General features: G+C 48.0%; 13 protein-coding genes. 9 read left to right on the top strand and 4 right to left on the bottom strand.

Annotation, left to right across the window (positions count from 1 at the left end; genetic code table 11):
• Positions 1-465 precede the first annotated feature (465 nt).
• The 7 genes from WJT86_RS11755 (at position 466) to WJT86_RS11725 (ending at position 14,899) form a co-directional block, all read left to right on the top strand.
• Complete coding sequence (locus tag WJT86_RS11755; protein WP_346337779.1) at positions 466-9,507, top strand: YadA-like family protein; 9,042 nt, start codon at positions 466-468, stop codon at positions 9,505-9,507.
• Between the two features lie 9 nt (positions 9,508-9,516).
• Positions 9,517-10,086, top strand: coding sequence for an invasion associated locus B family protein (locus WJT86_RS11750; protein WP_346337778.1), 570 nt, complete (start codon positions 9,517-9,519; stop codon positions 10,084-10,086).
• A 301-nt stretch (positions 10,087-10,387) separates the two neighbouring features.
• Entirely contained in the window at positions 10,388-11,011 is a 624-nt protein-coding gene (locus tag WJT86_RS11745) for a TIGR00725 family protein (RefSeq protein WP_346337777.1), read from the top strand.
• A gap of 79 nt (positions 11,012-11,090) precedes the next feature.
• A complete protein-coding gene (locus tag WJT86_RS11740) occupies positions 11,091-11,879 on the top strand; it encodes an ABC transporter permease (RefSeq protein ID WP_346337776.1) in 789 nt (262 codons plus the stop codon).
• Entirely contained in the window at positions 11,876-12,913 is a 1,038-nt protein-coding gene (locus WJT86_RS11735; RefSeq protein ID WP_346337775.1) for an ABC transporter ATP-binding protein, read from the top strand. The genes WJT86_RS11740 and WJT86_RS11735 overlap by 4 nt, the downstream gene beginning before the upstream one ends.
• A gap of 26 nt (positions 12,914-12,939) precedes the next feature.
• Entirely contained in the window at positions 12,940-14,016 is a 1,077-nt protein-coding gene (locus WJT86_RS11730) for an extracellular solute-binding protein (protein WP_346337774.1), read from the top strand.
• 46 nt (positions 14,017-14,062) lie between these two features.
• Positions 14,063-14,899, top strand: coding sequence for an ABC transporter permease (locus WJT86_RS11725; RefSeq protein ID WP_346337773.1), 837 nt, complete (start codon positions 14,063-14,065; stop codon positions 14,897-14,899).
• A gap of 38 nt (positions 14,900-14,937) precedes the next feature.
• Here WJT86_RS11725 and WJT86_RS11720 read toward each other — a convergent pair whose 3' ends face one another.
• Both WJT86_RS11720 and WJT86_RS11715 read right to left on the bottom strand, forming a co-directional pair.
• Positions 14,938-16,320, bottom strand: a complete 1,383-nt coding sequence (locus WJT86_RS11720) for an amino acid permease (protein ID WP_346337772.1) — start codon at positions 16,318-16,320, stop codon at positions 14,938-14,940.
• Positions 16,321-16,377: 57 nt separating this feature from the next.
• Positions 16,378-17,328, bottom strand: a complete 951-nt coding sequence (locus tag WJT86_RS11715) for an ATP-grasp domain-containing protein (RefSeq protein ID WP_346337771.1) — start codon at positions 17,326-17,328, stop codon at positions 16,378-16,380.
• Between the two features lie 943 nt (positions 17,329-18,271).
• Here WJT86_RS11715 and WJT86_RS11710 point away from each other — a divergent pair.
• Positions 18,272-18,715, top strand: a complete 444-nt coding sequence (locus WJT86_RS11710) for a MucR family transcriptional regulator (protein WP_346337770.1) — start codon at positions 18,272-18,274, stop codon at positions 18,713-18,715.
• Positions 18,716-18,766: 51 nt separating this feature from the next.
• Here WJT86_RS11710 and WJT86_RS11705 read toward each other — a convergent pair whose 3' ends face one another.
• Positions 18,767-20,419, bottom strand: coding sequence for an AMP-binding protein (locus WJT86_RS11705; RefSeq protein ID WP_346337769.1), 1,653 nt, complete (start codon positions 20,417-20,419; stop codon positions 18,767-18,769).
• 533 nt (positions 20,420-20,952) lie between these two features.
• Here WJT86_RS11705 and WJT86_RS11700 point away from each other — a divergent pair.
• A complete protein-coding gene (locus WJT86_RS11700) occupies positions 20,953-24,039 on the top strand; it encodes an autotransporter family protein (protein WP_346337768.1) in 3,087 nt (1,028 codons plus the stop codon).
• Here the strand turns inward: WJT86_RS11700 and WJT86_RS12330 are convergent.
• Entirely contained in the window at positions 24,029-24,250 is a 222-nt protein-coding gene (locus WJT86_RS12330; RefSeq protein ID WP_346337767.1) for a hypothetical protein, read from the bottom strand. The genes WJT86_RS11700 and WJT86_RS12330 overlap by 11 nt on opposite strands.
• Positions 24,251-24,475 lie beyond the last annotated feature (225 nt).

Raw genomic sequence — 24,475 nt, 5'->3', positions numbered from 1 at the left:
GGATTTTTCAAATGGGGTGTTCCATTTGGTTATGGCTTCGGGATTGTGGAGAGCTCTCCTACGTCACTCCATAAGCATTTCTTATTAGCGTTTCCATCAGATTATAATATTAAAGTTGTATTTCAGTGTATAAATTTTAATGTAATCTTATATTCGTTGTTTCATGAAATATACATGTAAAAATTTTTACATATTTGAATTTCAATAATAAAATAGATAAAATGAAACAATGATCTTAAAATCGAGAAAATTTAAAGCAGTGTTTTGGGGCGCCCAAATCTAGGTTTATTCTTTCTCTTGGCGAGCGATTCTTAAGTATTAAATTGGGTTCCGTTGTTTTTTCAAGTGTATGCCGCATTTTAGGAAATATTACCATATTTCGTTATGAGGCGTATGATGGCCAGCTTAAAGTTTTCCAGGCGTGACCGCGCGGGCAGAGAATTGTCAAAAGGCTTGCGTAGAGGGATGCTTGCTATCTTACGGATGGCTCACCGGTGCCTTGGATTAAAGCGTGACCGACTTGCAATAGGCGTATCAACTGTTGGGCGGCGTATAGTAACTGCAAGTTTAATTGTAAGTACAATACTGTTTGGGCAGTTGTTCGTTTCCCAGACTGTACAGGCGCAGGCGCTTGGTGGCGGTCTTATTTCAGGCCTCACGACAACGGCTATCTCTGGTCTTGGCTGCTTGCTTTCGGGGGCTGGTGCGACATTGACCAATAATATTGCTATTGGTTGTGGTGCGCAGGCAACTCTTGCAATTAACGCTCTCACAATTGGTGCTGGTTCTTCTGCAGGTGGGATTGCCGCTTCTGCGCTCGGTTATCAGGCAAGTGCTATTGGTGCGAATGCGCTCGCCTTAGGCTCCAGTGCAACAGCGGGTGGCTCAAGCACAATTGCCATTGGTTTGTCGGCCAATGCTTCAAGTCTGAACGATCTGGCAATCGGTAATGGCGCTGCTGCCTCCGGAACTTACTCTTTGGCTCTCGGTCTTTCAGCCACTACATCCGGGCAATATTCCCTTGCTTTGGGTGCTAATGCTTTAGCTACCAATAATAACGCCATTGCGATTGGTGCCAGCTCTGTGACATCTGCTGCAGTGTCAACGGCTGCAACAACAATTAACGGTGTGAGCTATTCTTTTGCCGGTAATATTGCCAACAGTGTTTTCAGTATTGGTAGCGGTACCCTTCAGCGTACTTTGGTAAATGTCGCAGCAGGTCAGCTGTCTGCGGCATCAACCGATGCAATCAACGGTTCTCAGCTTTTTGCAACCAATCAGAGTATTACTGCTGCAACAACCAATCTTGCCGGTGTTTTGGGCGCTGGTGCCGGTTATGTTGGTGGTGTCTGGACTAATCCAAACTATGCTCTCAGCAGTATCAATGCTGCTGGTACTGTCAGTGCTGCATCCTATACCAATGTCGGTACAGCCTTAAGCGGACTGACAAGCAGCCTTGTAAACGTCAATGCGAGAGCTGCAGCTGGTCTGAATATTTCTGCCAATGGTGGTACTGCAACGAATCTTGGACTGGGTAGCACGCTTAATGTCGCGAATGGCTCTAACGTAACAGTTACGCAAACGGGTGGTACATTAACGATTGCCTCTGTTGCAGCGCCAATATTCTCAGGTGTTGTCACGGCAACGGGTGGGTTATCTGTTGGTGCAGGTGCTACGGTAAATCTGGGGGGCAATAAGCTCCTGAATATTTTAGATGGTACATTATCAGCCGTTTCGACGGATGCCGTGACAGGTGCGCAGCTCTTTTCAACTAACCAGCTGCTTTCATCGACAACAACCAGTCTTTCAACAGCCCTTGGTGGTGGAGCCAATATTGGTCTTGGTACAGCGCCAAGTTACACGCTCGCTAACATCGCGATTGGTGGTGGTATTACAAACACGGCTTATTCAAGTGTTGGTGGCGCTTTGACGAGCGTCAACAGCAGTTTGACAAACCTGAATACCAATGTAACCAATGTTAGTACGCAGGTTAACAATGCTGTCACCAATCTTACAACTGGTCTGCTTGGTCCGTTACAGCGTGTAAGTGGCGGCAACGTTCTGTCCCTACTTGATATTGCCGGAAATATTAATAGCCCGGGTGTTGCCCAACGTCTGACCAACCTTGCCAGTGGTACCTTATCAGCCATTTCAACTGATGCTGTCACAGGTTCACAGCTCTTCACCACAAATCAGCTGCTCTCAACAGCAACAGGACGCCTCTCTACCGCTCTTGGTGGTGGAGCAAATATTGATCTGGGAACGGCACCGAGCTATTCGCTGGCTAATATTGCTCTCGGCGGTGGTATTACCAATACGGCATACGCAACTGTTGGTGGCGCCTTAACCAGTGTCAGTGGCAGTTTGTCCAACCTGAATACGAATGTTGGAAATGTGACCACACAGGTCACAAACCTCGGTACGCAGGTCAATAACACTGTGACCAACCTCACAGAAGGTTTGCTTGGTCCATTACAGCGTGTGGGAACGGGCAATGTTCTCACTCTTCTTGATGTTGCTGGAGATATCACTAATCCGGGTGCAGCCCAGCGTCTGACCAACCTTGCCTCTGGTACATTGTCTGCACTTTCGACTGATGCGGTTACAGGTGCGCAGCTGTTCTCGACCAACCAGCTGCTGACAACGGCAACGGGTGCGCTCTCTACTGCCCTTGGTGGTGGAGCCAACATTGGTCTTGGCACTGGCCCAAGTTATTCGCTTGCCAACATTGCAATCGGTGGTGGTATTACCAATACGCTTTACACCAGTGTTGGTGGAGCTTTGACGAGCGTTGGTGGCAGCCTTGTTAATCTGAATACAAATATCGGCAATGTGAACACGCAGGTCAGTAACGTTGTAAATAACATCACGAGTGGTGTTCTTGGACCAATCCAGCGCGTTGCTGGAGGTGATGTTCTGTCCCTGCTGAATGTTGCGGGTGACATCAATAGTCCAGGTGCCGCCCAGCGCCTGACCAATCTTGCCTCTGGGACTCTGTCTGCCATTTCGACAGACGCTGTTACCGGTGCGCAGCTCTTCTCGACCAACCAGTTGCTGACAAGTGCAACAGGTGCGCTCTCAACCGCTCTCGGTGGCGGTGCTAATATTGGTCTTGGTACAGGGCCGAATTATTCACTTGCGAATATTGCGGTTGGTGGTGGCATAACCAGTTCACTCTACACCAGTGTTGGTGGCGCTTTAACCAGTGTCGGCGGCAGCCTTGTCAATCTGAATACGAACATCGGAAATGTGAGTACACAGGTTAACAATGCCATCACAAATATTACGACTGGTGTCCTTGGTCCATTGCAGCGTGTTGCTGGTGGAGATGTTCTGGCTTTGGTTGATATCGTTGGGGATATCAATAATCCAGGCGTCCCACAGCGCCTGACTAATCTGGCAGCTGGTGTTGTATCTTCAATTTCGACCGATGCCGTTACGGGTGCTCAGCTGTTCAACGTTAATCAGGTATTGGCATCTGCAACATCCAATATCTCAGCCTTTATTGGTGGTGGTGCGGATATCGGTATTGGTCAGGGCCCGAATTTCAGCCTTGTTAATATTGGTGTGAATGGTGCCATTGGCGCGAATGTTTACAATACTGTTGGCGCTGCATTGACTGGGTTAAGTGGCAGCCTACTGAATGTTGGCGCGTTAGTGAATACTGGCCTTGGCGTAGCTGTTAACGGTGGTTTGGCCATTAATATTGGTCTGGGCGATACGCTTAATCTTGCCAGTGGTCAGAATATCGATATCTCGCAGAATGGTTCAATCGTAACTATTGCGACAGTATCTGCCCCAACCTTCTCAGGAACGATCACAGCAAATGGTGGTTTAACGGTCGGTTCTGGTGCGACAGTAGATCTGGGTGGCAATAAAATACTGAATGTTGCTGCTGGCACACTCTCCGCTGTCTCAACTGATGCTGTTAATGGCGCACAGCTCTATGCGACGAACCAGACGATTGTCACAACAGCCGGTAATATCTCAGCCGCTCTTGGTGGTGGTGCAAATGTTAGCCTTGGAATTGCCCCAAGCTACTCCATCACGAATATCGCAGCCAACGGCACACTGACGACAGCAGCTTTTACTGATGTTGGCAGTGCATTCGGTGGTGTGAACAGCAGCCTGACCAATCTCAACACCCATGTGAATGATGTTAGTTCGCAGGTTACAAACATCGTCAACAACATCACCAACGGTACAACAGGCCCTGTCCAGCGGACAGGTGTTGATGCCCTGTCACTGATTGCTTCTGGCGGAGATGCCGTAACACCGGGTGTTGCACAGCGCCTGAGCAATGTTGCCTCTGGTACATTGTCTGCTGTTTCAACGGACGCCGTTAATGGTGCGCAGCTTTACGCCACCAACCAGACAATCGTCACAACAGCCGGAAATATCTCTGCTGCTCTTGGTGGTGGTGCAGATGTGAGTGTTGGAATTGCCCCAAGCTATTCGATTACGAATATCGCAGCCAATGGTACGCTGACGACAACAGCCTTTGCTGATGTTGGTAGCGCATTCGGTGGTGTGAACAGCAGCCTGACCAACATCAACACCCATGTGAATGATGTTGGTTCACAGGTCATGAATATCGTCAACAATATCACCAACGGTACAACAGGCCCTGTCCAGCGGACAGGCGAAGATGCCCTGTCACTGATTGCCGTCGGTGGTGATGCCGTAACCCCGGGTGTTGCACAGCGCCTGAGCAATGTTGCCTCTGGTACGTTGGCTGCACTTTCGACAGATGCGGTTAATGGTGCGCAGCTTTATGCGACGAACCAGACGATTGTTACAACAGCTGGAAATATCTCAGCCGCTCTTGGTGGCGGTGCGGATGTTAGTGTGGGAATTGTCCCAAGCTATACACTCTCTAACATTGCCATTGATGGCACTTTAACCAGCTCCATCTATACAAATGTTGGCAGTGCATTTGGTGGCGTTAATAGTAGCCTGACAAATATCAATACCCATGTAAACAACGTCAGTACTGAAGTGACAAATCTTGCCAATGTTGTTGCAAACATTGGTAGTGGTGGTGCTGGTTCTGCTATCCAGTATACTGGTCTTAATGAGTTGTCCCTGATTGCTGTTGGCGGTAATGCGGCAGCCCCAGGCGTACCTCAGCGTTTGACTAATGTCGCTGCCGGTGCCGTATCAGCAGTCTCAACTGATGCAGTGAACGGTTCGCAGCTTTATGCCACCAACCAGACAATCGTCACAACAGCTGGAAATATCTCAGCCGCTCTTGGTGGTGGTGCGGATGTCAGTGTTGGAGTTGCCCCAAGCTATTCCATTACCAATATCGCAGCCAATGGTACACTGACGACAACAGCCTTTTCTGATGTTGGCAGTGCATTTGGTGGCGTTAACGGCAGCCTGACCAATCTCAACACCCATGTGAATGATGTTGGTTCTCAGGTTACAAACATCGTCAACAACATTACCAACGGTACAACAGGCCCTGTCCAGCGAACAGGCGTAGATGTCCTGTTACTGATTGCCGCCGGCGGTGATGCTGTAACACCGGGTGTTGCGCAGCGTCTGAGCAATGTTGCCTCTGGTACATTGTCCGCAGTTTCAACCGATGCGGTCAATGGTTCGCAGCTTTACGCCACCAACCAGACAATCGTCACAACAGCTGGGAACATCTCAGCCGCTCTGGGTGGTGGTGCCAATGTCAGCCTTGGTATTACCCCGAGCTATACCCTGTCGAGTATCGCAATTGATGGCACCCTGACGAGCAATATTTATGGTGATGTTGGTAGTGCGTTTGGTGGCGTTAACAGCAGCCTGACTAACATCAACACCCATGTGAATAACGTCAGTACCGAAGTCACCAACCTTGCCAATAGTATCACGAATATTGGTAATGGTTCGGTTGGTCCGGTCCAGTACACAGGTACCAATGAACTGTCATTAATTGCCTCCGGTGGTAGTGCAGCTGCTCCCGGTGTTGCCCAGAAGCTGACGAATGTTGCTTCCGGTACTCTGTCTGCCGCTTCAACCGATGCGGTTAACGGTTCGCAGCTTTACGCCACCAACCAGACAATTGTAACGACCGCTGGTAATGTCTCTGCAGCTCTTGGTGGTGGTGCTGATGTCAGCCTTGGTATTGCACCAAGCTACTCAATTACCAATGTTGCAGCCAATGGCACGTTGACAACAACAGCCTTTTCTGATGTTGGCAGCGCCTTTGGTGGTGTTAATACGAGTCTGACTAATCTCAACATTCATGTGAATGATGTCAGTTCTGAAATCACCAATATTGCTAATAATATCAGTAATGGCTCGGTTGGTCCTGTCCAGTACACAGGCGCCAATGAGCTGTCACTGATTGCTTCAGGTGGCAGTGCCGCAGCTCCGGGTGTTGCCCAGAAGCTGACGAATGTTGCCTCCGGTACGCTGTCAGCAGTTTCAACTGATGCGGTCAATGGTTCGCAGCTTTATGCGACGAACCAGACGATTGTAACGACAGCCGGTAACATCTCCGCTGCTCTTGGTGGCGGCGCAGATGTCAGCGTTGGTATTGCCCCAAGCTATACCCTGTCGAGTATCGCAATCGATGGCACATTGACGAGCAGTGTTTACGCTGATGTTGGCAGTGCGTTTGGCGGCGTTAACAGCAGCCTGACGAACATCAATACCCATGTGAATAACGTCAGCACTGAAGTCACCAACCTTGCCAATAGCATTACGAATATTGGTAACGGTTCGGTTGGCCCTGTCCAGTACACAGGCGCCAATGAATTGTCACTGATTGCCTCCGGTGGTAGTGCGGCTGCTCCGGGCGTTGCCCAGAAGCTGACGAATGTTGCTGGTGGCACACTCTCCGATGTCTCAACTGATGCAGTCAATGGTGCGCAGCTTTATGCCACCAACCAGACAGCCGCAACAACAGCCGGTAACATCTCAGCTGCTCTTGGTGGCGGCGCAGATGTCAACCTTGGTGTCGCGCCAAGCTACTCGCTGTCGAGTGTTGCAATTGATGGCACATTGACGAGCAGTGTTTACAATGATGTTGGTAGTGCGTTTGGCGGCGTTAACAGCAGCCTGACGAACATCAACACCCACGTGAATAATGTCAGTACCGAAGTCACCAATCTTACCAATAATATCAGCAATGGCACACTTGGTCCTGTCCAGCTGACGGGTGTTAATGAGCTGTCACTGATTGCTTCCGGTGGTAGTGCAGCTGCTCCCGGTGTTGCCCAGAAGCTGACGAATGTTGCTTCCGGTACTCTGTCCGCCGTCTCAACCGATGCGGTTAATGGGTCTCAGCTTTATGCAACCAATCAGACAGCGGTAACAACGGCTGCTAATATCTCTGCCGCCCTTGGTGGCGGCGCAGATGTCAACCTTGGTGTCGCGCCGAGCTACGCCCTGTCGAGTATTGCCATTGATGGTACATTGACCAGTTCTGTTTACACGGATGTTGGCAGTGCCTTTGGTGGTGTGAATACCAGCTTGGTCAATCTGAATACTCATGTGAATGATGTCAGTACGGAAGTAACAAATATTGCCAATAATATCAGCAATGGCACACTTGGCCCTGTCCAGCTGACGGGTGTAAATGAGCTGTCACTGATTGCTTCCGGTGGCAGTGCTGCTGCCCCAGGTGCCGTTCAGAAACTGACCAATGTAGCATCCGGTACATTGTCAGCTGCTTCAACCGATGCGGTTAACGGGGCTCAGCTTTACGCGACCAACCAGACAGCTGCGACAACCGCAACGAATATCTCTGCTGCCCTTGGTGGCGGTGCTGATGTCACTCTTGGAACAGCGCCAAGCTACACCCTGTCGAGTATCGCCATTGATGGTACATTGACCAGTTCTGTTTACACGGATGTTGGCAGCGCCTTTGGTGGTGTGAATACCAGCTTGGTCAATCTGAATACTCATGTGAATGATGTCGGAATTCAGGTTTTGAATATTGAGACCAATATCAGTAATGGTACGACAGGCCCAGTTCAGCGTTCTGCCACGAATGAGCTATCACTGATTGCTTCTGGTGGCAGTGCTGTAGCTCCGGGTGTGGCGCAGAAACTGACCAATGTTGCATCCGGCACCCTGTCAGCTGCTTCAACCGACGCAGTTAATGGTGCGCAACTTTACGCAACCAATCAGACAATTGTAACGACAGCGACTAATATCTCAGCCGCTCTTGGTGGTGGTGCAGATATCAGTCTCGGTATTGCACCAAGTTATACAATGAGCAGTATCGCGACTAACGGGACGCTGACCAGTTCTGTCTTTACGGATATTGGTGCAACGTTCAGTACCGTCAACACCAGCCTGACCAATCTCAACACTCATGTGAATGATGTTGGAACGCAGGTTACGAATATCGTGAACAATATCAGTAATGGAACAACCGGCCCTGTTCAGCGTGTTGATCAGGACGTTCTGGCTCTGATTGAGGAAAATGGTACGGCGGCTAATCCGGGGACGTCTCAGAAACTGACGAATGTTGCTGCCGGCAGTATTTCTGCTGGTTCAACGGATGCGATTAATGGCGGTCAGGTGTTTAACATCAGCCAGAGCGTTGCCTCGGCCATTGGAGGTGGTGCAACGGTTATGTCCAACGGTCAACTGAGTGCGCCAAGCTTCAATATCGTCAATGTTGATGCAAGTGGTTCGAGTTCATTTGGCTTCTACACGAGTGTCGGTGATGCGCTGATAACCCTGAGTTCGAGTGTCAGTAACATCAATACACGTGTAACGACTCTGGCAAGCAGTATTCCAACGGGTGGCGGTGGAACCGGGGACACAATTGTCCAGCGTATTGGTGGTACGAATGAGGTGAAAGTTGTTGCACCTGGCGGAACATCAAGCAACCCGGGTAGTGCACAGGTTGTCAGCAACGTTGCTTCTGGTGAGGTCTCTGCAACTTCAACCGATGTCGTTAATGGCTCCCAGCTTTATCAAACAAACCAGAAAGTTGCTGAAGTTGACTCAAGCGCTGTGAAGTATGGCAAGACATCTGATGGCTCGAAGGCGAATGCCGTCGTTCTTGAAGGTGGAGATCCGAATGCGCCGGTTCTGGTCAGCAATGTTGCGACAGGTGTTGCTGATACGGATGCCGTCAACGTTGCACAGCTGAGATCAACAACGGTCAGTAATACGCTCTATGTTGACCAGCGTGCTCAGCAGACGTTGCAGCAGGCTAATTCTTACACGGATTATCGGGCTCAGCAGACATTGCAGGCTGCTAATGGTTACACGGATTATCGTGTCAGTCAGCTTAGCCAGGACATTGGCAATGTCCGTAAAGAAGCAAGACAGGCTGCTGCTATTGGCCTTGCTGCGGCATCGTTGCGGTATGATGATCGTCCGGGCAAATGGAGCACGGCAATCGGTGGCGGTGCCTGGCGCGGTGAGGGTGCGCTGGCAATGGGTATCGGCTATACCAGTGAGGATAATTTTGTCCGCTTCAATATTTCTGCTACAACATCTGGAGGGAACTGGGGTGTCGGTGGCGGCATCAGCTTTACCCTCAACTGAGGTGTTTAAATGAAACCTGCATTCGGTTTCGCCATGGTTATGGTTTTCTGCGGCAGCTTCGCATCTGCCGCAGAAACCGGTGGTGACAAAACAGCAGCTTACAGAATAAAACCATCAGAAGTATCCTTGCCTGCTGATGTTCCCCTTGGTCAGTACAAGCGCACGTTCCAGCCTTTTGAGAACTGGATACTGGTCTGCGATGAGAATCTGAAAGCCAAACGCAAAGTCTGTAATGCCAGTCAATCTATTGAGGATGCTGAGAAGAGGGTTGTCTTCAGCTGGTCATTGGCAGCCAGCCAGGATGGTGATCCTTATATGATTGTACGGACACTGCCTGATGCGGATGTTGCAAAGGGTGTATCTTTGGATCTTTCTACCGGTCCCAATTTTGCAAAGATCAAGCTTGATGGCTGCAATGATAAAGTTTGTGTTGGCAAGACGGCGGTTGGGCCGGTTTTATCAGGGCAGATATCAAAAGGCGCCCCGATCCGCATAAGCTACCAGCAGAAGGACGGAAACATTATAACGATGCTGTTGCCACTCAAGGGGTTACAGGATGCGGTGAACGCAATTCAGTAATTTTTCATAAATGGTAAATAGAAAAATATTCTATCTTTATTCCTTGTAAAATATAAAAATACATTAGTAAGCAACACCCGTACTCTGGCGTTGAGAGTACAATATTTAACATAAAAATGAACATTCCCGCACATCGATAATTTATCTACCCGTCTGGACAGTCTAATATAGACCAATGGATAGGGGGTGAGGCTCTGCGTTCTGCGCTTGCAACCAATGTTGAAGGGGCCTTTTCACTTGAGACGATCAAAAGTTTATCACTGCCGATAATGGTAGTGACTTAGGCGGTCAGGAGTAATTGATGTCTGGATTGAAATGGCTTGAAGCGGAAAAGAAACTGTTCCGTGACGGGCAGACTTTTAACCCGCATCGACTTGAATGGATTGCTGACGCCGAAGCGTCGGTCTCGACAGCTGTTGATGTCAGTGCGACAGAAGCCCTTGTCAAATTATCTGGTACTTTACGCAAGGTTCCCGTTGGTATTATTGGCCCACGTGAGGCAACGGAAGCCCAATGTGCGCTTGCTGAGAAACTGGGAGCAGCTTTTGCACGCCATGGCTTGCAGCTGGTATGCGGCGGCAAGAATGGTGTGATGGAGGCGGCCTGTAAAGGACATGCTGAATTTGGAGGAATGCCGGTTGGTATTTTACCAGATGAAGAGTGGCAGGCTGCAAATCCATATGTCGCCATTCCAATAGCAACCGGTATTGGCCCGGCTCGTAATGCGCTTATTGCACGTGCCTGTGTTGCACTTGTCGCCGTTGGTGGTGGTGTCGGTACACTGTCAGAAATGGCGCTTGGGTTACAGTTCAACCGGTTGGTTCTGGCAATGCATGACGCCCCTGAAGTTAAGGGTGTTGATCGCTATGATAACATTGATGATGTTCTGGAAAGAGTTGCCCTGCGACTTTTTACCGGAAAATGAGTTTTTGTTGTTTGTGTCATAAACCTGTCATATGCCATAGTTACGGCAGTCCACAACTACCACTCCAGATGGTTTTTTAATGCCTTTAATAGCAATCGCCTATCTGATTTTCCTCGCGGCTCCGGTTTTACTGCTTGCGCTTGGTTCTTTTGGTGAAGCATGGAGCAATACGCTTCTGCCAACCGGTTTCTCCATGCGCTGGTATGAAGATGTTATCACTGATCCAAGCTTTGTCCGGGCATTCAAGACCAGCCTGCAGATTGTGCTCGTCACGTGTGTGATGAATATCATTATCGGCTTGCCGCTGGCATATGCCATTCAGGCTGGTGCCCGCGGTGGGGTTAAACTGGCTGCGCGCATGGTTACTTTGATGCCGGTCGCTGTGCCGGAATTGGTGCTGGCCTTCGGCTTTATTCTCGTTTTCTCGAGTGATGCGTTGCCATGGCTCGGCAGTTTCTGGCTCTTGGCGGCTGGTCATCTGGTTTTGACACTGCCATATACTGTTACGGCTCTGGTTGCGGATATGGAACAGTTGCGTCTTGATGAATATGAATATGCAGCGGCAACACTTGGAGCATCATTTCTTGAGCGTATCAGGGATGTCACCATTCCGCTGCTCAGCAGCAGTTTGCTGTCCACTACGCTGACGGTGGCTGCCTTGTCGATTGGTGAGTTCCAGCTTTCCAATCTGGTGTCCGGCTTCCTGTCGCGCACCTATCCGGTTGTTCTTCTACAGGCATTTTATGGCGCAACAGGCTTTGCCTGCGCAGCAACCATTGTTCTTCTTTCTCTGGCTGTATTGGCATCGCTGGCCAGCAGTCTGACAGCCCGTATTGCCGGGCCTGCCAAAACAGGAGCCAGCGCATGACACTCAGATATGAGAATGTAAGCTTTACCTATCCGGGAACAAAAACCGGGGTTACCGATATCTCATTGCAGATTGGCCGTGGTGAGCTTCTGGCCATTATTGGTGCTTCCGGTTCTGGTAAATCAACAATTCTGAAATTGCTGGCAGGTTTTGTGCAGCCCGATCAGGGGCGCGTTATGGTTGAAGGTAAGGATATCAGCAGCCAGCCGCCAGAGTCCCGCCGGCTTGGTGTTGTGTTCCAGAATTATGCCCTCTTCCCACATATGCGTTTATGGGAAAATGTAGCCTATCCGCTAAAAGTTCGCCGTATGTCCAAGGCCATCCGTCGTGAACGCGCCATTGATATGCTTGGTCGTGTTGGCATGGGTGGTCGTGAAAATGATTATCCGACAATGCTTTCAGGTGGTCAGCAGCAACGTGTGGCTTTGGCACGTGCGCTTGTCTTTGAGCCATTGGGCCTTCTGCTTGATGAGCCATTATCTGCGCTTGATGCGGGCCTGCGTGTTGAAATGCGTGATGAGATTCTGCGCGTTCAGCGTGCTGCAGGCATTGCGACCCTGCTGGTGACCCATGATCAGGAAGAAGCGCTCTCTATCGCCGATAAAGTAGCCATGATGCAGAATGGCCGACTGGTACAGGTTGGCGCACCCCATGAGCTTTATGAGGCGCCAGTCAATGCAGATGTTGCACGCTTTGTCGGTCAGTCCAACCTCTGGAGGGGCAAGGTTGTTGCAACCGGGACGGTTGAGACAGAGATCGGAGCCATGGCCTGTGACACAACTGGCCGTAGTGTTGGCGAAGAAGTTATTGCCTTTGTCCGTCCAGAGCGGATTGAACCAGTTATCGGTAAGGCTGGCAAAGACCAGTCACAAGTTTTCAGCGGCATTGTTGCAGCCGATCGTTATCTCGGCCCAATTCGCCGTATTGACCTAAATGTTGAAGGCGGAGTGATCCGCCTGGAAACGCACCTTCGTGAGGCAGTGACGACCGTTGCCATTCCGAGGGATGCAGTGCGTCTTCTGCCTGCATCCTAACCATCATATCTGACAAGGATACGATTATGAAAAGACGTCAATTTCTTAGCTATGTTGCCAGTGTCTTCTTTTTGACATTTGGAACAGCAGCCGTTGCTTTTGAAGGCCCTGAGCTTTATGCGGGCGAAAAGGCACTTTATGAAAAGGCCAAGAAAGAAGGCCTGATCGTCTCCTTCGATACGGGGCCGACATGGGCAAACTGGGCTGGTCAGTTCAAGGCCTTCCAGCAGCGTTATCCGGGCATTGAAATGGTCTATAATGACCTTGGTTCAGCTGCCACAGTTGTCGCTCTTGATAAGTCACGTAACCGCCCACAGGCTGATACGGCTTACTATTTCGCAGCTTCCGCTCTTGATGCTGTTAAGGCCGATGTTGTCGAACCTTTCAAACCAACAAACTTTGATCGCCTGCCAGCAGAGCTGCGTGATCCAGAGGGTAGGTGGTTCTCGGTTCACACACTCAGTGTTGCCTTCCTCGTCAACACAAAGCTCGTGAAGAATGTACCAACAAAGTGGTCTGACCTTCTGAAGCCTGAATACAAGAACGCGATTGTTTATCAGGATCCGCGCTCAACAGGTCAGGGTCAGGTTGTCGCTTTTGCTGCTAACTTCGGTAATGGCGGCACGATGGATAACGTTGAGCCAGGTATTGAATACCTTGGCAAGCTCAGCAAAGCCGGTAACGTTCTGCGTACTGTTGGTACAACGCCATATGCCCAGTTCCTTAAAGGCGAAATCCCGATCTGGATTGGTTATGAGAATGATGGTCTGAAAGCAAAGCACGTTGACGGTATGGCTGACAGCATTGCTGTTGTCATTCCTGAAGAAGCATCAGCTGCTGCGCCTTATGCAATCTCTCTGGTCAAAAAAGGCCCGAACCCGAACTCAGGCCAGCTCTGGCTCAACTTCATCATGAGTGATGAAGGTCAGAAGATTTTTGCTGAAGGTTATGTTCGTCCTTCCGTCAATGATATCGCATTGCCAGAAAGCGTTGCTGCGAAGATGCCAAAGGCACCTCAGGTTCACCCGCTTGATATCGCCAAGGCAACAGCCAAAAAGGGCGAGATTGATGCTGGTTGGGCCAAGGCCGTTCTTGGACGCTAAAGGCTTGCCTTTTTAAGAAATAACAGTTGGCTGAAGGATCATTAAGATGAGCGCCCGGGTTTCAAATCGCACTCTTGCAGCTTTTGCTGCACCTGGCATGATTGTGCTCGGGCTGTTCTTCCTGCTGCCATTATGTGCTGTGCTCGCGGGAGCCTTCACGGATGGTGGTCATGCTTTCAGCCAGCTGGCTGGTGATACTGTCTTCTGGAATGGTCTTTGGGGAACGCTATTCCTTGGAACTGCCGCTCCAATGTTTTCTCTGGTCATTGGTTTTTGTGTTGCGCTCTGGCTTTCACGGGTGAAACCAAATGTCCGTACAGGGGCGCTGATTGCCGTGTCTCTGCCTTTGACCTTCTCCGGTTTGATTGTCGCCTATGGCTTCATTCTTTTGATGGGGCGTTCTGGCTTTGTCACATTGCTTCTGGCAAAAATTGGTTTTGATCCGGCTGTCGTCGGTGGTTTTATCTTCTCGCCTGCCGGGCTTGGATTGGCTTATTCCTATTATCTTGTACCGCGCGTTGTGCTGATTGTGCTGCCTTCTATTCTTAATTTCGATGGTAACCAGCTCATCGCTGCCCGCTCGCTGGGAGCTGGCAAGTTGCGCTCGCTCATTGAGGTTATGCTGCCGCAGATCATGCCAAGTCTGGTCGCAGCTTTCTGCCTGACCTCTGCTGTTGCAATTGGTGCTTATGGGACTGCGCTGGCTCTTGTCGGGACACAGGTCAATATTCTGCCACTGGTGCTTTATAGCAAGGTTTCTGAAACAGGAACCGATCTTCCAGCAGCTTCCGCTATCTCAATCATCCTCGTGGCAATCTGTACGATTGTGATTGCCCTTGGCGAAGTGGTCGGACGTAAACGTGTCAAACGCGGCGCACACTAGAATGAAAAAAGGCCCGTTTAAACGGGCCTTTTTTATACCTACTCGCCTTTAGCCAATACGCTGTTGTGCCGTCCGTAGATGAAATAGATGGCAATGCCGACTGTAACCCATCCGATAAACAGCATCCATGTTAATCCGGCTAATCCCTGCATGATAATCAGGCAGGAAATAATAGCCAGTGATGCGACCAGATACAGAGATGGACAACGGAAAGGGCGATCAATATGAGGCTGACGTTTGCGCAGGATCATGGCACTTGAGCACGCGACAATGAAGGCAAACAATGTGCCGACGTTACACATTTCGGCGACCATATTGATAGGCGTCAGCCCTGCAATGAGTGCGACCGTGCAGCCGACAATGATTGTGACGATGTAAGGCGTGCCGTATTTCGGATGAACCTTGCAAAGTTTCTTTGGCAGCAGACCATCTCTGGACATGGCGAAGAAAGCACGGGTCTGCGCATAGATCATGACCAGACAGACGGTTGTCAGCCCGGCAACAGCACCGACACCAACAATAGCTGAACCAAAGTTATAGCCGATGGTCCGCAGGACATAGGAAACAGGTTCACCTGTATTAAGCTGGCTGTAGGGAACAGCACCTGTCATGACAGCCGCGACGGCAATGTAAAGCACCGTGCAGACGACCAGAGAGATGATGATACCAAGCGGCATATCTTTCTGCGGGTTACGGGTTTCTTCTGCAGCGGTCACCAGAGAGTCAACGCCAAGGTATGAGAAGAAGATGAGCGCTGCACCTGCCGGGACGCCAGCCCATCCATAAGGAAAGAAAGGCTCCCAATTGCGCGGGTCGATATTTGGGCCGGCCAGCAGGATGAAAAGAAAAATGGCACTGAGCTTGACCGCAACAAGAATGCGGTTGGCCGTTGCACTTTCCTTGACACCGCGAACCAGAAGAAACGTGATGAAGAGGGCAATAAAGCTGGCGGGTGCATTTATGATGCCGCCATCGGCCGGGTTGTTGACCAAAGCATGGGGCAATTCGATACCACCGGATTTCAGCAGGCCGACGAGATAATATGACCAACCACCGGCAACAGCGCTGGCACCAATGGAGTACTCCAGAATGAGTGCCCAGCCAACGAGCCATGCCATAAACTCACCAGCCCCCACATAAGAGAAGGTATAGGCACTGCCTGATGCCGGAACGGCTGCTGCAAGCTCAGAGTAAACCAGACAGATAAAAACACAGGCAATACTTGAGAGCAGGAAGGAAAGCATGATCGCAGGACCGGCGGCAGTTGCGGCTGCTGTCCCGGTCAGGACAAAGATACCTGCCCCAATAATCACCCCGATGCCCATGAGTGCAACATCCATTGCCCCCAGAGATTTTCTGAGGGCTGTTTGTGCGACTTGCTCTTTAAGTTTGGCAATACTTTTGGTTCTGAACAGATTCATAGCCCAGCTTCATATCGTAATTGTTATACGAAAAGAAGAGGTAATCTGTTCTGAATATCAGCTTGCGAGAGGGTAATATTCTCTTACTAATCCGCCTAGAAAATCAGCAACAGCCAGTGTCGCAGAGCGGCCGGCAACTGCTTCTGCTGTGGGGTTGTAGTTGGTATTTGTATTGACATCATAGGTACGGATTTTTCCATCCTGTCCAACAATGAACTCAATACCGGAAATCTCAATGCCGTTTTCAGAGAGGAAGCGCTCGTAGCTTTCTTTCAGGTTAGCGTCGATATCATCAATGATTTCAAATTTTGGACGTGGTGTAGCGGTTGTCGGGCAGAAGGCATCACCAATTTCACAGGCCTCAGCCGGGCAGAGCTCAAAACCCTCGCTGGTATCGACACGAACAGCATAGAGAAACCGCCCGCCGACGAACTCGGCACGGGTGATATAAGGTTCTGGTGCCTTTATGTATTCCTGCAAAAGCTGAATACCATCAACGGGTTGCTCATATGTTGGGCCATTGAGGTAGGATGACAGGCCTGCATATGTATTGAACAACTGAACGCCTAGACCCTTACCGCCGCGGTTAGGTTTCAGAATAACCGGCTGGCCTGCATCAAAGAAGGTTTTTGATGCATTAAGAACATCTTCTTTGCCTGTTACAACGATTGTACGTGGTACGCGGATGCCTGCCCGTTCCAGACGTGCATACTGGCGTGCTTTGCTGATCTCAAGATCAAGAGCTGATGTGCCATTGATGACCCGTCGTCCATGACGCTCAAGCCAATGGAGCAATGCCAGCGTCAGCTCAGGAGCATAGCGATGATCCCTTGTATGGGATGAAGCACTCATACGGTTATAGAAAACACCTTCCGGAGGGATTGCCGCGTAATCAACCTTGCCATGATCAATCAGCCATTCTGTCCAGGGAACATGGCGTGCGTCAAAAGCATCGGTAAAGGCACCAATCCATGCCGGGTTTTCGTGAATAACATGTAAACGGCTCATAATAGGCTCCGGTCTGTAAACAACAGCAATTTTGATTCATTATGTATGGTAGAGCTCAAAATTAGCAATAATCATTGCGTTTAATTTTATACCACAAATTATGAATGTATTTATTGCTGCCAGTTATCATTCAGTAAGTCTATAAACCGTTATGTTTTGATTGGTAGCAGACAGTTTTTGGTAATGATATAGATCTGAATGGAGAGGAGAGGTCTCCCTATTGGGCAGAATTTTTATCTGCCCGTATTCGTATGATCTTTGGTTGTATGCTGATTGCTTTTTATTAGTATTCCACTATGCAATTCAGCCTTTGTTTACAGCCTCAGGCTTCATAATGAGATGTCGCCTGCTAAAGGCCAAGACACTCAGTATATTGCATTTTGCATTAGCTTAATTTAAAATTTGAATAATTTTGCATATGTAAAACATTATTCGACATACATGGTCGATTGTGAATTAAGGTTTAAGTCATTGTTTTTAATAATGATTCATCATGATTATTTTGGGTTTGATTTTTTCGGAATCCAGTACGTTCCATATTTAAGTATATGAATGGTTATTTTCTGTAACATCCTAAAAAGAGCAAGCATTCTCAATTTAAAAGAGTTAGATTAAATATCTATTTTGCATATATAAATATACTTATTTATTAAATTAATCAATTATATTGTGATATAGTTTTTTTATTTAAAAAATTTAAATAAATGTAACTATTGTTAAATTTAGAATTTTTTTCTATAAGAAATTGTTCGTTTTTTTAAAATTGTATTGTTATTAACTAAAGTCAATGATAACGATTTTATATAGTTTGTTTGAATTCAACTTATAGTCGATTCTAAAACATTTTAAATGTGTGGGCAGAGAAGATGCATTACAATAACAATCTTACAAATTTGAACCCCTCGCTTATTGAGCGAAATTAGGGGATTCAGGAAACTACAACATGAATTCTGAAAAAATAAATCAGCCTGTAGCGCCAGCTTTTCAGGCCGCTGTCGCAATCGTTACCGCTTTCTTGCAGAACGCAACATGCCCCCAAGAGAAAATTGGGGCATTGTTTAGAGACGTACATGAAGCTGCGCTAGCCGCTTTACGGCTTGAAGAAACAGCAGAGAATGTGGAATTTGACGATCAGGGAAACATAATACCGCTACCGGCAGTGCCCATAGAAAACAGTGTCTCGGATGAGAGTATTGTGTGTCTCGAAGATGGTACGAGACATAAAAGTCTTAAAAGATACCTTGCGACGAAGTTTGGTCTGACGCCTGATCAATATCGCCAAAAATGGCGATTACCCAGTGATTATCCGATGGTTGCCCCGTTTTTAAGTCGCCGGAGATCAGAAGTCGCGCGGCAAACCAAACCACATACTGCAAAAAAGAAATAAATAACTATATTAGATTACCCGGACTACTTATTATTCCGGGTAATCTTTAAATTAAATATATGATTTTCCAGCTGTCTTTGCGTTGATTTCAGTAATCATCATACTTCTCATTTCAACTTTGCGAATTTTGCCAGTTACTGTCATCGGGAATTCGTCAACGATCCTTATAATCCGTGGGATTTTAAAGTGGGCAATCTGTCCGCGGCAGAACTCTGGGATATCTTCTGGGCGGGTTCGTGCTCCTTCTTTCAGCCGAATCCAGGCAACCAGCTCCTCACCATATTGTTCATCTGGAATCCCGAAAACCTGTGCCTCGATAATTTCGGAATGGGTAAGAAGGTATTCTTCAATCTCTCGAGGATAGATATTTTCGCCGCCTCTAATGACCATATCCTTCAGCCGGCCAACAATCCTGCAGTATCCTTCTTGGTCAATTTCTCCCAAGTCACCGGTATGCATCCAGCCTTCATGATCAATGGCTTCTTCCGTACGTTTCTTATCCCCCCAATAGCCAAGCATGACGGAATAGCCACGTGTACATATTTCGCCTCGTTTGCCGCGGGGAACAATCTCGCCACTATCGTCAATGATTTTGACTTCAAGGTGAGGTTGTATGCGCCCGACTGTCGAGACCCGTTGTTCAATAGGTGTATCGACTTCACTCTGAAAGCTGACAGGACTGGTTTCTGTCATCCCGTAGGCAATCGTAATATCTTTCATATGCATGCGTTCCATGACAGACTTCATGACTGTTATGGGGCAATTCGCGCCTGCCATGATGCCTGTTCGTAAGGATGACAGATCGAAGTCATTAAACTGCGGATGGTTTAGCTCTGCAATGAACATTGTCGGGACACCTTGCAAAGCTGTACAACGCTCGGCCTCAACAGTTTGTAAAACCGCAAGTGCATCAAAACTTTCGCCGGGATAAACCATAGCTGCGCCTGATGTAACGCAGGCAAGGTTACTCATAACCATGCCGAAACAATGATAAAGGGGAACAGGTATGCACAGTTTATCATCAACCCCAAGACGAATGCAGCGACCGACAAAATAGCCGTTATTGAGAATGTTCCGGTGGGAGAGTGTTGCCCCTTTTGGTGCACCAGTTGTCCCGCTTGTAAACTGGATGTTGACTGGGTCATCAGGATAGATCTGGATATCGTTTAGAATGTTTATTTTGTCTGAATACAGTTTATGAAATGGAGTGGATCCCTCATACTGTTGAGAGCCAGTTGTAAAGATATGTTTTAAAGTTGGTAGTTGTTCTGCTCCTATTTCATGAAGCATGTCTAAGAAGTTTGTACCTTTGAAGGCTGGAATGGTAATGAGCGCCGCGCACTCAACCTTGTTTAATGCGTATTCAAGTTCTGAAGCCCTATAGGCAGGGTTGATGGATACGAGAATGAGGCCTGCTTTAGCTGTAGCAAACTGAGTGAGCGCCCATTCCGGGCAGTTTGGTGCCCAGATGCCAACGCGATCTCCATGCTTTAAACCAAGTTCCAGAAGCCCGGCAGCAACAGCATCAACACGCGCCTTTAACTCTGCCCAGGTCCAGCACACATCTTTGTCGCGTACGATTAATGCTAGGCGATCAGGATAACGTTCGGCAATATTATCGAGGGCTTGGCCAATCGTTAGATCAAGTAGTGGTGGTTCAGTTTTACCCTTTACATAGCTATAGTGCTCATCATTAGGTTGCATTAGCGTCTCCTCTGTATTTTTGCTCACTTTCTTATGAAGTGGTGCAGGCCATAGCCTAAGGTTTTTTTAACCCAGTAAGCAATACATATAATAACAAACGACCGTTCGTATTTGGTTGTAGGGCACACTTGCAATTCGAGATTTAGAAACGCTAACTTGAAAAGTGATTCCAATGATGAAATGATCGGTAATACATCATGCATGTGAATGAAAGCACATGGGGCTGTTGATATTTAAAAAGACTATGTTACTGAATTTTATATTATTTTTTAATGACTGAATATTTGAATGTAAAGATTCCATTTTTCCTTGAAAATAAAGAAAAACATTCCTATTTAAATTTTAATTGATTTGGACTATTGTCTAATTATAATTCAATGTAATTTAATTTTTTAATTTATATTAAATTTAAATAAATTAGAATGATTTTCTATGTTGTTTCTTGTAATTAATTTGGATAAATTTTATATATAACAATATAAGAAAGATTATATTAATTCTAAGGCCTAGCAATAAAGGCATTAGGGGCTGAAATGATTAAGGTTTATCGTGGGCAGCGCACGCGCTCTGGCGTGATGACGGCTAAAAAGAGTTCTCTACTTATTGCGACATCTGCCTTTATTTCTCTGTTCCCTGTTCACTCTGTTTGGGCTGCCTGTCAGTCAACATCCGGGTATTATCATACAGGTGCAGGATCGAATTGTACTTTTGACAGCAGCTCGCCATATGTTTCAAGTGTTACCCAAGATGGCGTTGAATACCTTTATTTTGGGAGCAATTCTGCACCTTCAGCTGTCATCTCAGTTAGTGGTGGCTCATCACTGCATATTCTGCAAAATGCATATATAAATCAGTTGGGTGGGGCGGCGCGCCACGGTATCTCGGTGTCAAACGGAACAATGACAGTTGATGGTAATTTGATAGCCCAGAGTTGGAATTCAACAAGCTCCCGAGCTATGTATATCGGCACAGGTGGAGTTGTAACCGTTAATGGTGATCTTTATACCTACCGAAATGGATCTGGCGGCGCTACAAGTCTCCAGGTTACGGATGGCGGTATATTAAATGTAGCCGGGTCTGGCTATATCTATAGTGATGCGCCAGGAACACAGGCCTTTCGCAGTTACAGTGAGTCTCATTTTGGTGGTGATCTGACGATCACTCTTCTGGCTTCAACACCAGGTGGTCTTGTTAATTTAAATGCACTTGCTCACGAAGGAACTCTTGAGATCGGTGGTACATTGAACGTTCACGTGGTTGATGGTGTTGCTGTTAATCACAATACGGCCAATGATAATTCTATTACCGCTTCAGGACTAAATATTCTCACTACACCCAATAATAATGGACAGTTGAGCAGTAGTATCTCTGCTGATGGTTATCGGATCATTGGTGGAAGTGGCACCTACACAGGTACTTCTGTTATTGATGCGCAGGGCAGGGGCATTGTTTTTACTGGAGCAACAGGTCAGCTTAATCTGGCTATGGGTGGTGCTCCTTTGGTTGCTGAAAGTGGCGTTGCAACACTTGGCCTTGGTTCCGCTGCGACGGTAACATCCGCACAGACGGCAATTGTTTTTGGTGATGCGGTCCTGAACTCGTATACCCTGATCAAATCAGGGGCGACTGTGTCAGGTGATGTTGGCCTTTATGAAGATGGCATCGGAAATGCCACTTTGGAGATTGAAGGTGGAACAATATTATCCGGTTCTATTTCCATGGGAGCCGGTACAGATAAACTGATTATTCGTGGTGCTGTAGACTTTCAGAATATTCCGAGCATTGATGGCGGTGTGTTTAATGTCAGTACGCCGGAATATGACGTTCTGGAATTTACTGATGCGCAGGTCGATATCGACGGCAGTAAATTCACAAATTGGGAAGATATCAAGATTAATGGCGGGCAGGTTAATCTGTTGGCCGTCAATGCCAATACCCTGACAGCCTCGACGGAAACAGGACATGGTATACATGTGGCTTCTGGTCAGCTGAATGTTGAGAGTGACTATACCCTGATGGGGAATGTCACGCTTGATAGTGCTGGAATGCTGGCTGTGGGTGGAACAAATGTTTCCCATGGCTCTGTTCAGGGCTTTGTGAGCAATGCGGGTAGCATCAACCTGTCCAATCAACGTGTTGGTGACACACTGACAATTAGCGGTGACTATGTTAGTGCAAATGGTTCCGTGCATCTGGATTCCTATCTTGGAAATGACACATCTGCTACCGACAGGCTAATCATCAATGGAACGGCCACAGGGCGTACTCTGGTGCGAATTACCAATGTAGGTGGCAGTGGAGATATGACAACAGGCGATGGCATTATGGTTATACAGACCACCAGCAGTGACCAATCTGCCTTTACTTTGTCTGGCCGCGTTGCTGCGGGCGCTTATGAGTATAATTTGTATCAGGGTGGTAATACAGCAACGGGTGGAAACCCGACTGACCAGAATTGGTATCTGCGCAGCACATTGCAGATAGGCTCTCCAGATACGGGTACAGATGGCAATAATAATAGCAGTAATAATATAAATACCGGGAGCAGAATTCAGGTTCCCAACTATCGCCCTGAAGTTCCGCTTCTTGCATCAGTTATGCCAATCGCATCAGAATATGGTTATGCAATGCTTGGCTCGCTGCATGAGCGCACTGGTGGTACGCAGCAAGTATCTTTGCCGGCTATTTATGAAGATGTCGTTGTCTCTGGTAAGGGCAAGAAAACACATATTGCAAGAACTCTGGTTAAAGAGGCAGATCAGAAGCAATGGGCTGCTGCTGGCTGGGCGCGTGTGATTGGTGACCGTGGTTTCAGAGAGCGAAATAACTTCGAACAGCATGGCCCCGATTATAACTACACTTTTGCCGGTATTCAGGCTGGTCTTGATGTCTTTACCCGTGAGGATGCTGAGGGCACTCTTGATCGCGCCGGCTTCTATGTTGGCTATGGCAATGTGCAGGCTGATGTCAAAGGTGCCTGGTATGGCAAAGCCGGAACCATTGATATGGATGCCTATACGCTAGGCGCTTACTGGACACATGTATCCCATCAGGGGTGGTATACGGATGCTGTTGTTCAGGGAACCTGGTATCAGGCGAGCACCAGTTCCATCGGCGGTCAGCGCAGCAAGCCGGATGGCTCTGGCATTATCGCATCCCTTGAGGGTGGTTACAGCTTTGATCTGGGTAATGGTTTGACGCTTGAGCCACAGGTCCAGCTTGCCTATCAAAATCTCAGTTTTGATAACGTAAGGGATGCCTACGGGTCTTTCAGGTTCTCTGATGAAGAGAGCTTGCGTGGGCGCATTGGCCTTCGCCTCGCCAAGACATGGAACGCCTCTGCTGATAAGACACCACGGCTGATCACAACCTGGGTTCGTGCCAATGTCTGGCATGAGTTTATGGGAGATTCCACAACAGCTGTATTCCGTCGTGATGGTGTCTATTCGACATCAGTGACATCGTCATTAAGCGGGACATGGGCTGAAATCGGAGCTGGTGTTTCCGGTCAGGTTTCCGATAATGTTTCACTGTTTGCAACTGGCGCCTATAACCGCTCGCTTGATAACAAGGGGCGGGAAGCGTGGAATGGCCGGCTGGGTTTGACTGTTAAATGGTAATGCTGGATAGCTTTACATGAACAACGACCTTGTTCCATCCTGTGCGCCACGTTCGTTCGGCGAGGTCAAGCTCGGCATCTCGGGCGAGGTGACGAAGAACCTTCAGGTTTGGGGTGACATCGGAACACAGTTTGGTGGCAAGCATTACAATGCCGTCACCGGACAGGTGGGCCTCAAGTACACCTGGTAAGACATATAAGATACTGATCATAAGCCCGCCTTTCTGGCGGGCTTATTCATTTCAGGCAATCAATCTGGTTGTTTGAAAAATTGTTCTATTTATATAAATTGTAGATTATTTTTCATTTGTAGTTATATAAATATTCAAGTTTGTGGAAAATTTTTATTTAAAATAGTTGTTTTTTGAAAGCAATTGTTGCGTGAATTGTTTGCAGATGATAATGATAATTATAAATTTGCAATAATAATCTTATGA

The organism is Hohaiivirga grylli (genome assembly GCF_039655745.1).
In the GTDB taxonomy this organism is placed as follows: Bacteria; Pseudomonadota; Alphaproteobacteria; order Rhizobiales; family Beijerinckiaceae; genus Hohaiivirga; species Hohaiivirga grylli.
This window is presented reverse-complemented; position numbering and strand designations above follow the sequence as displayed.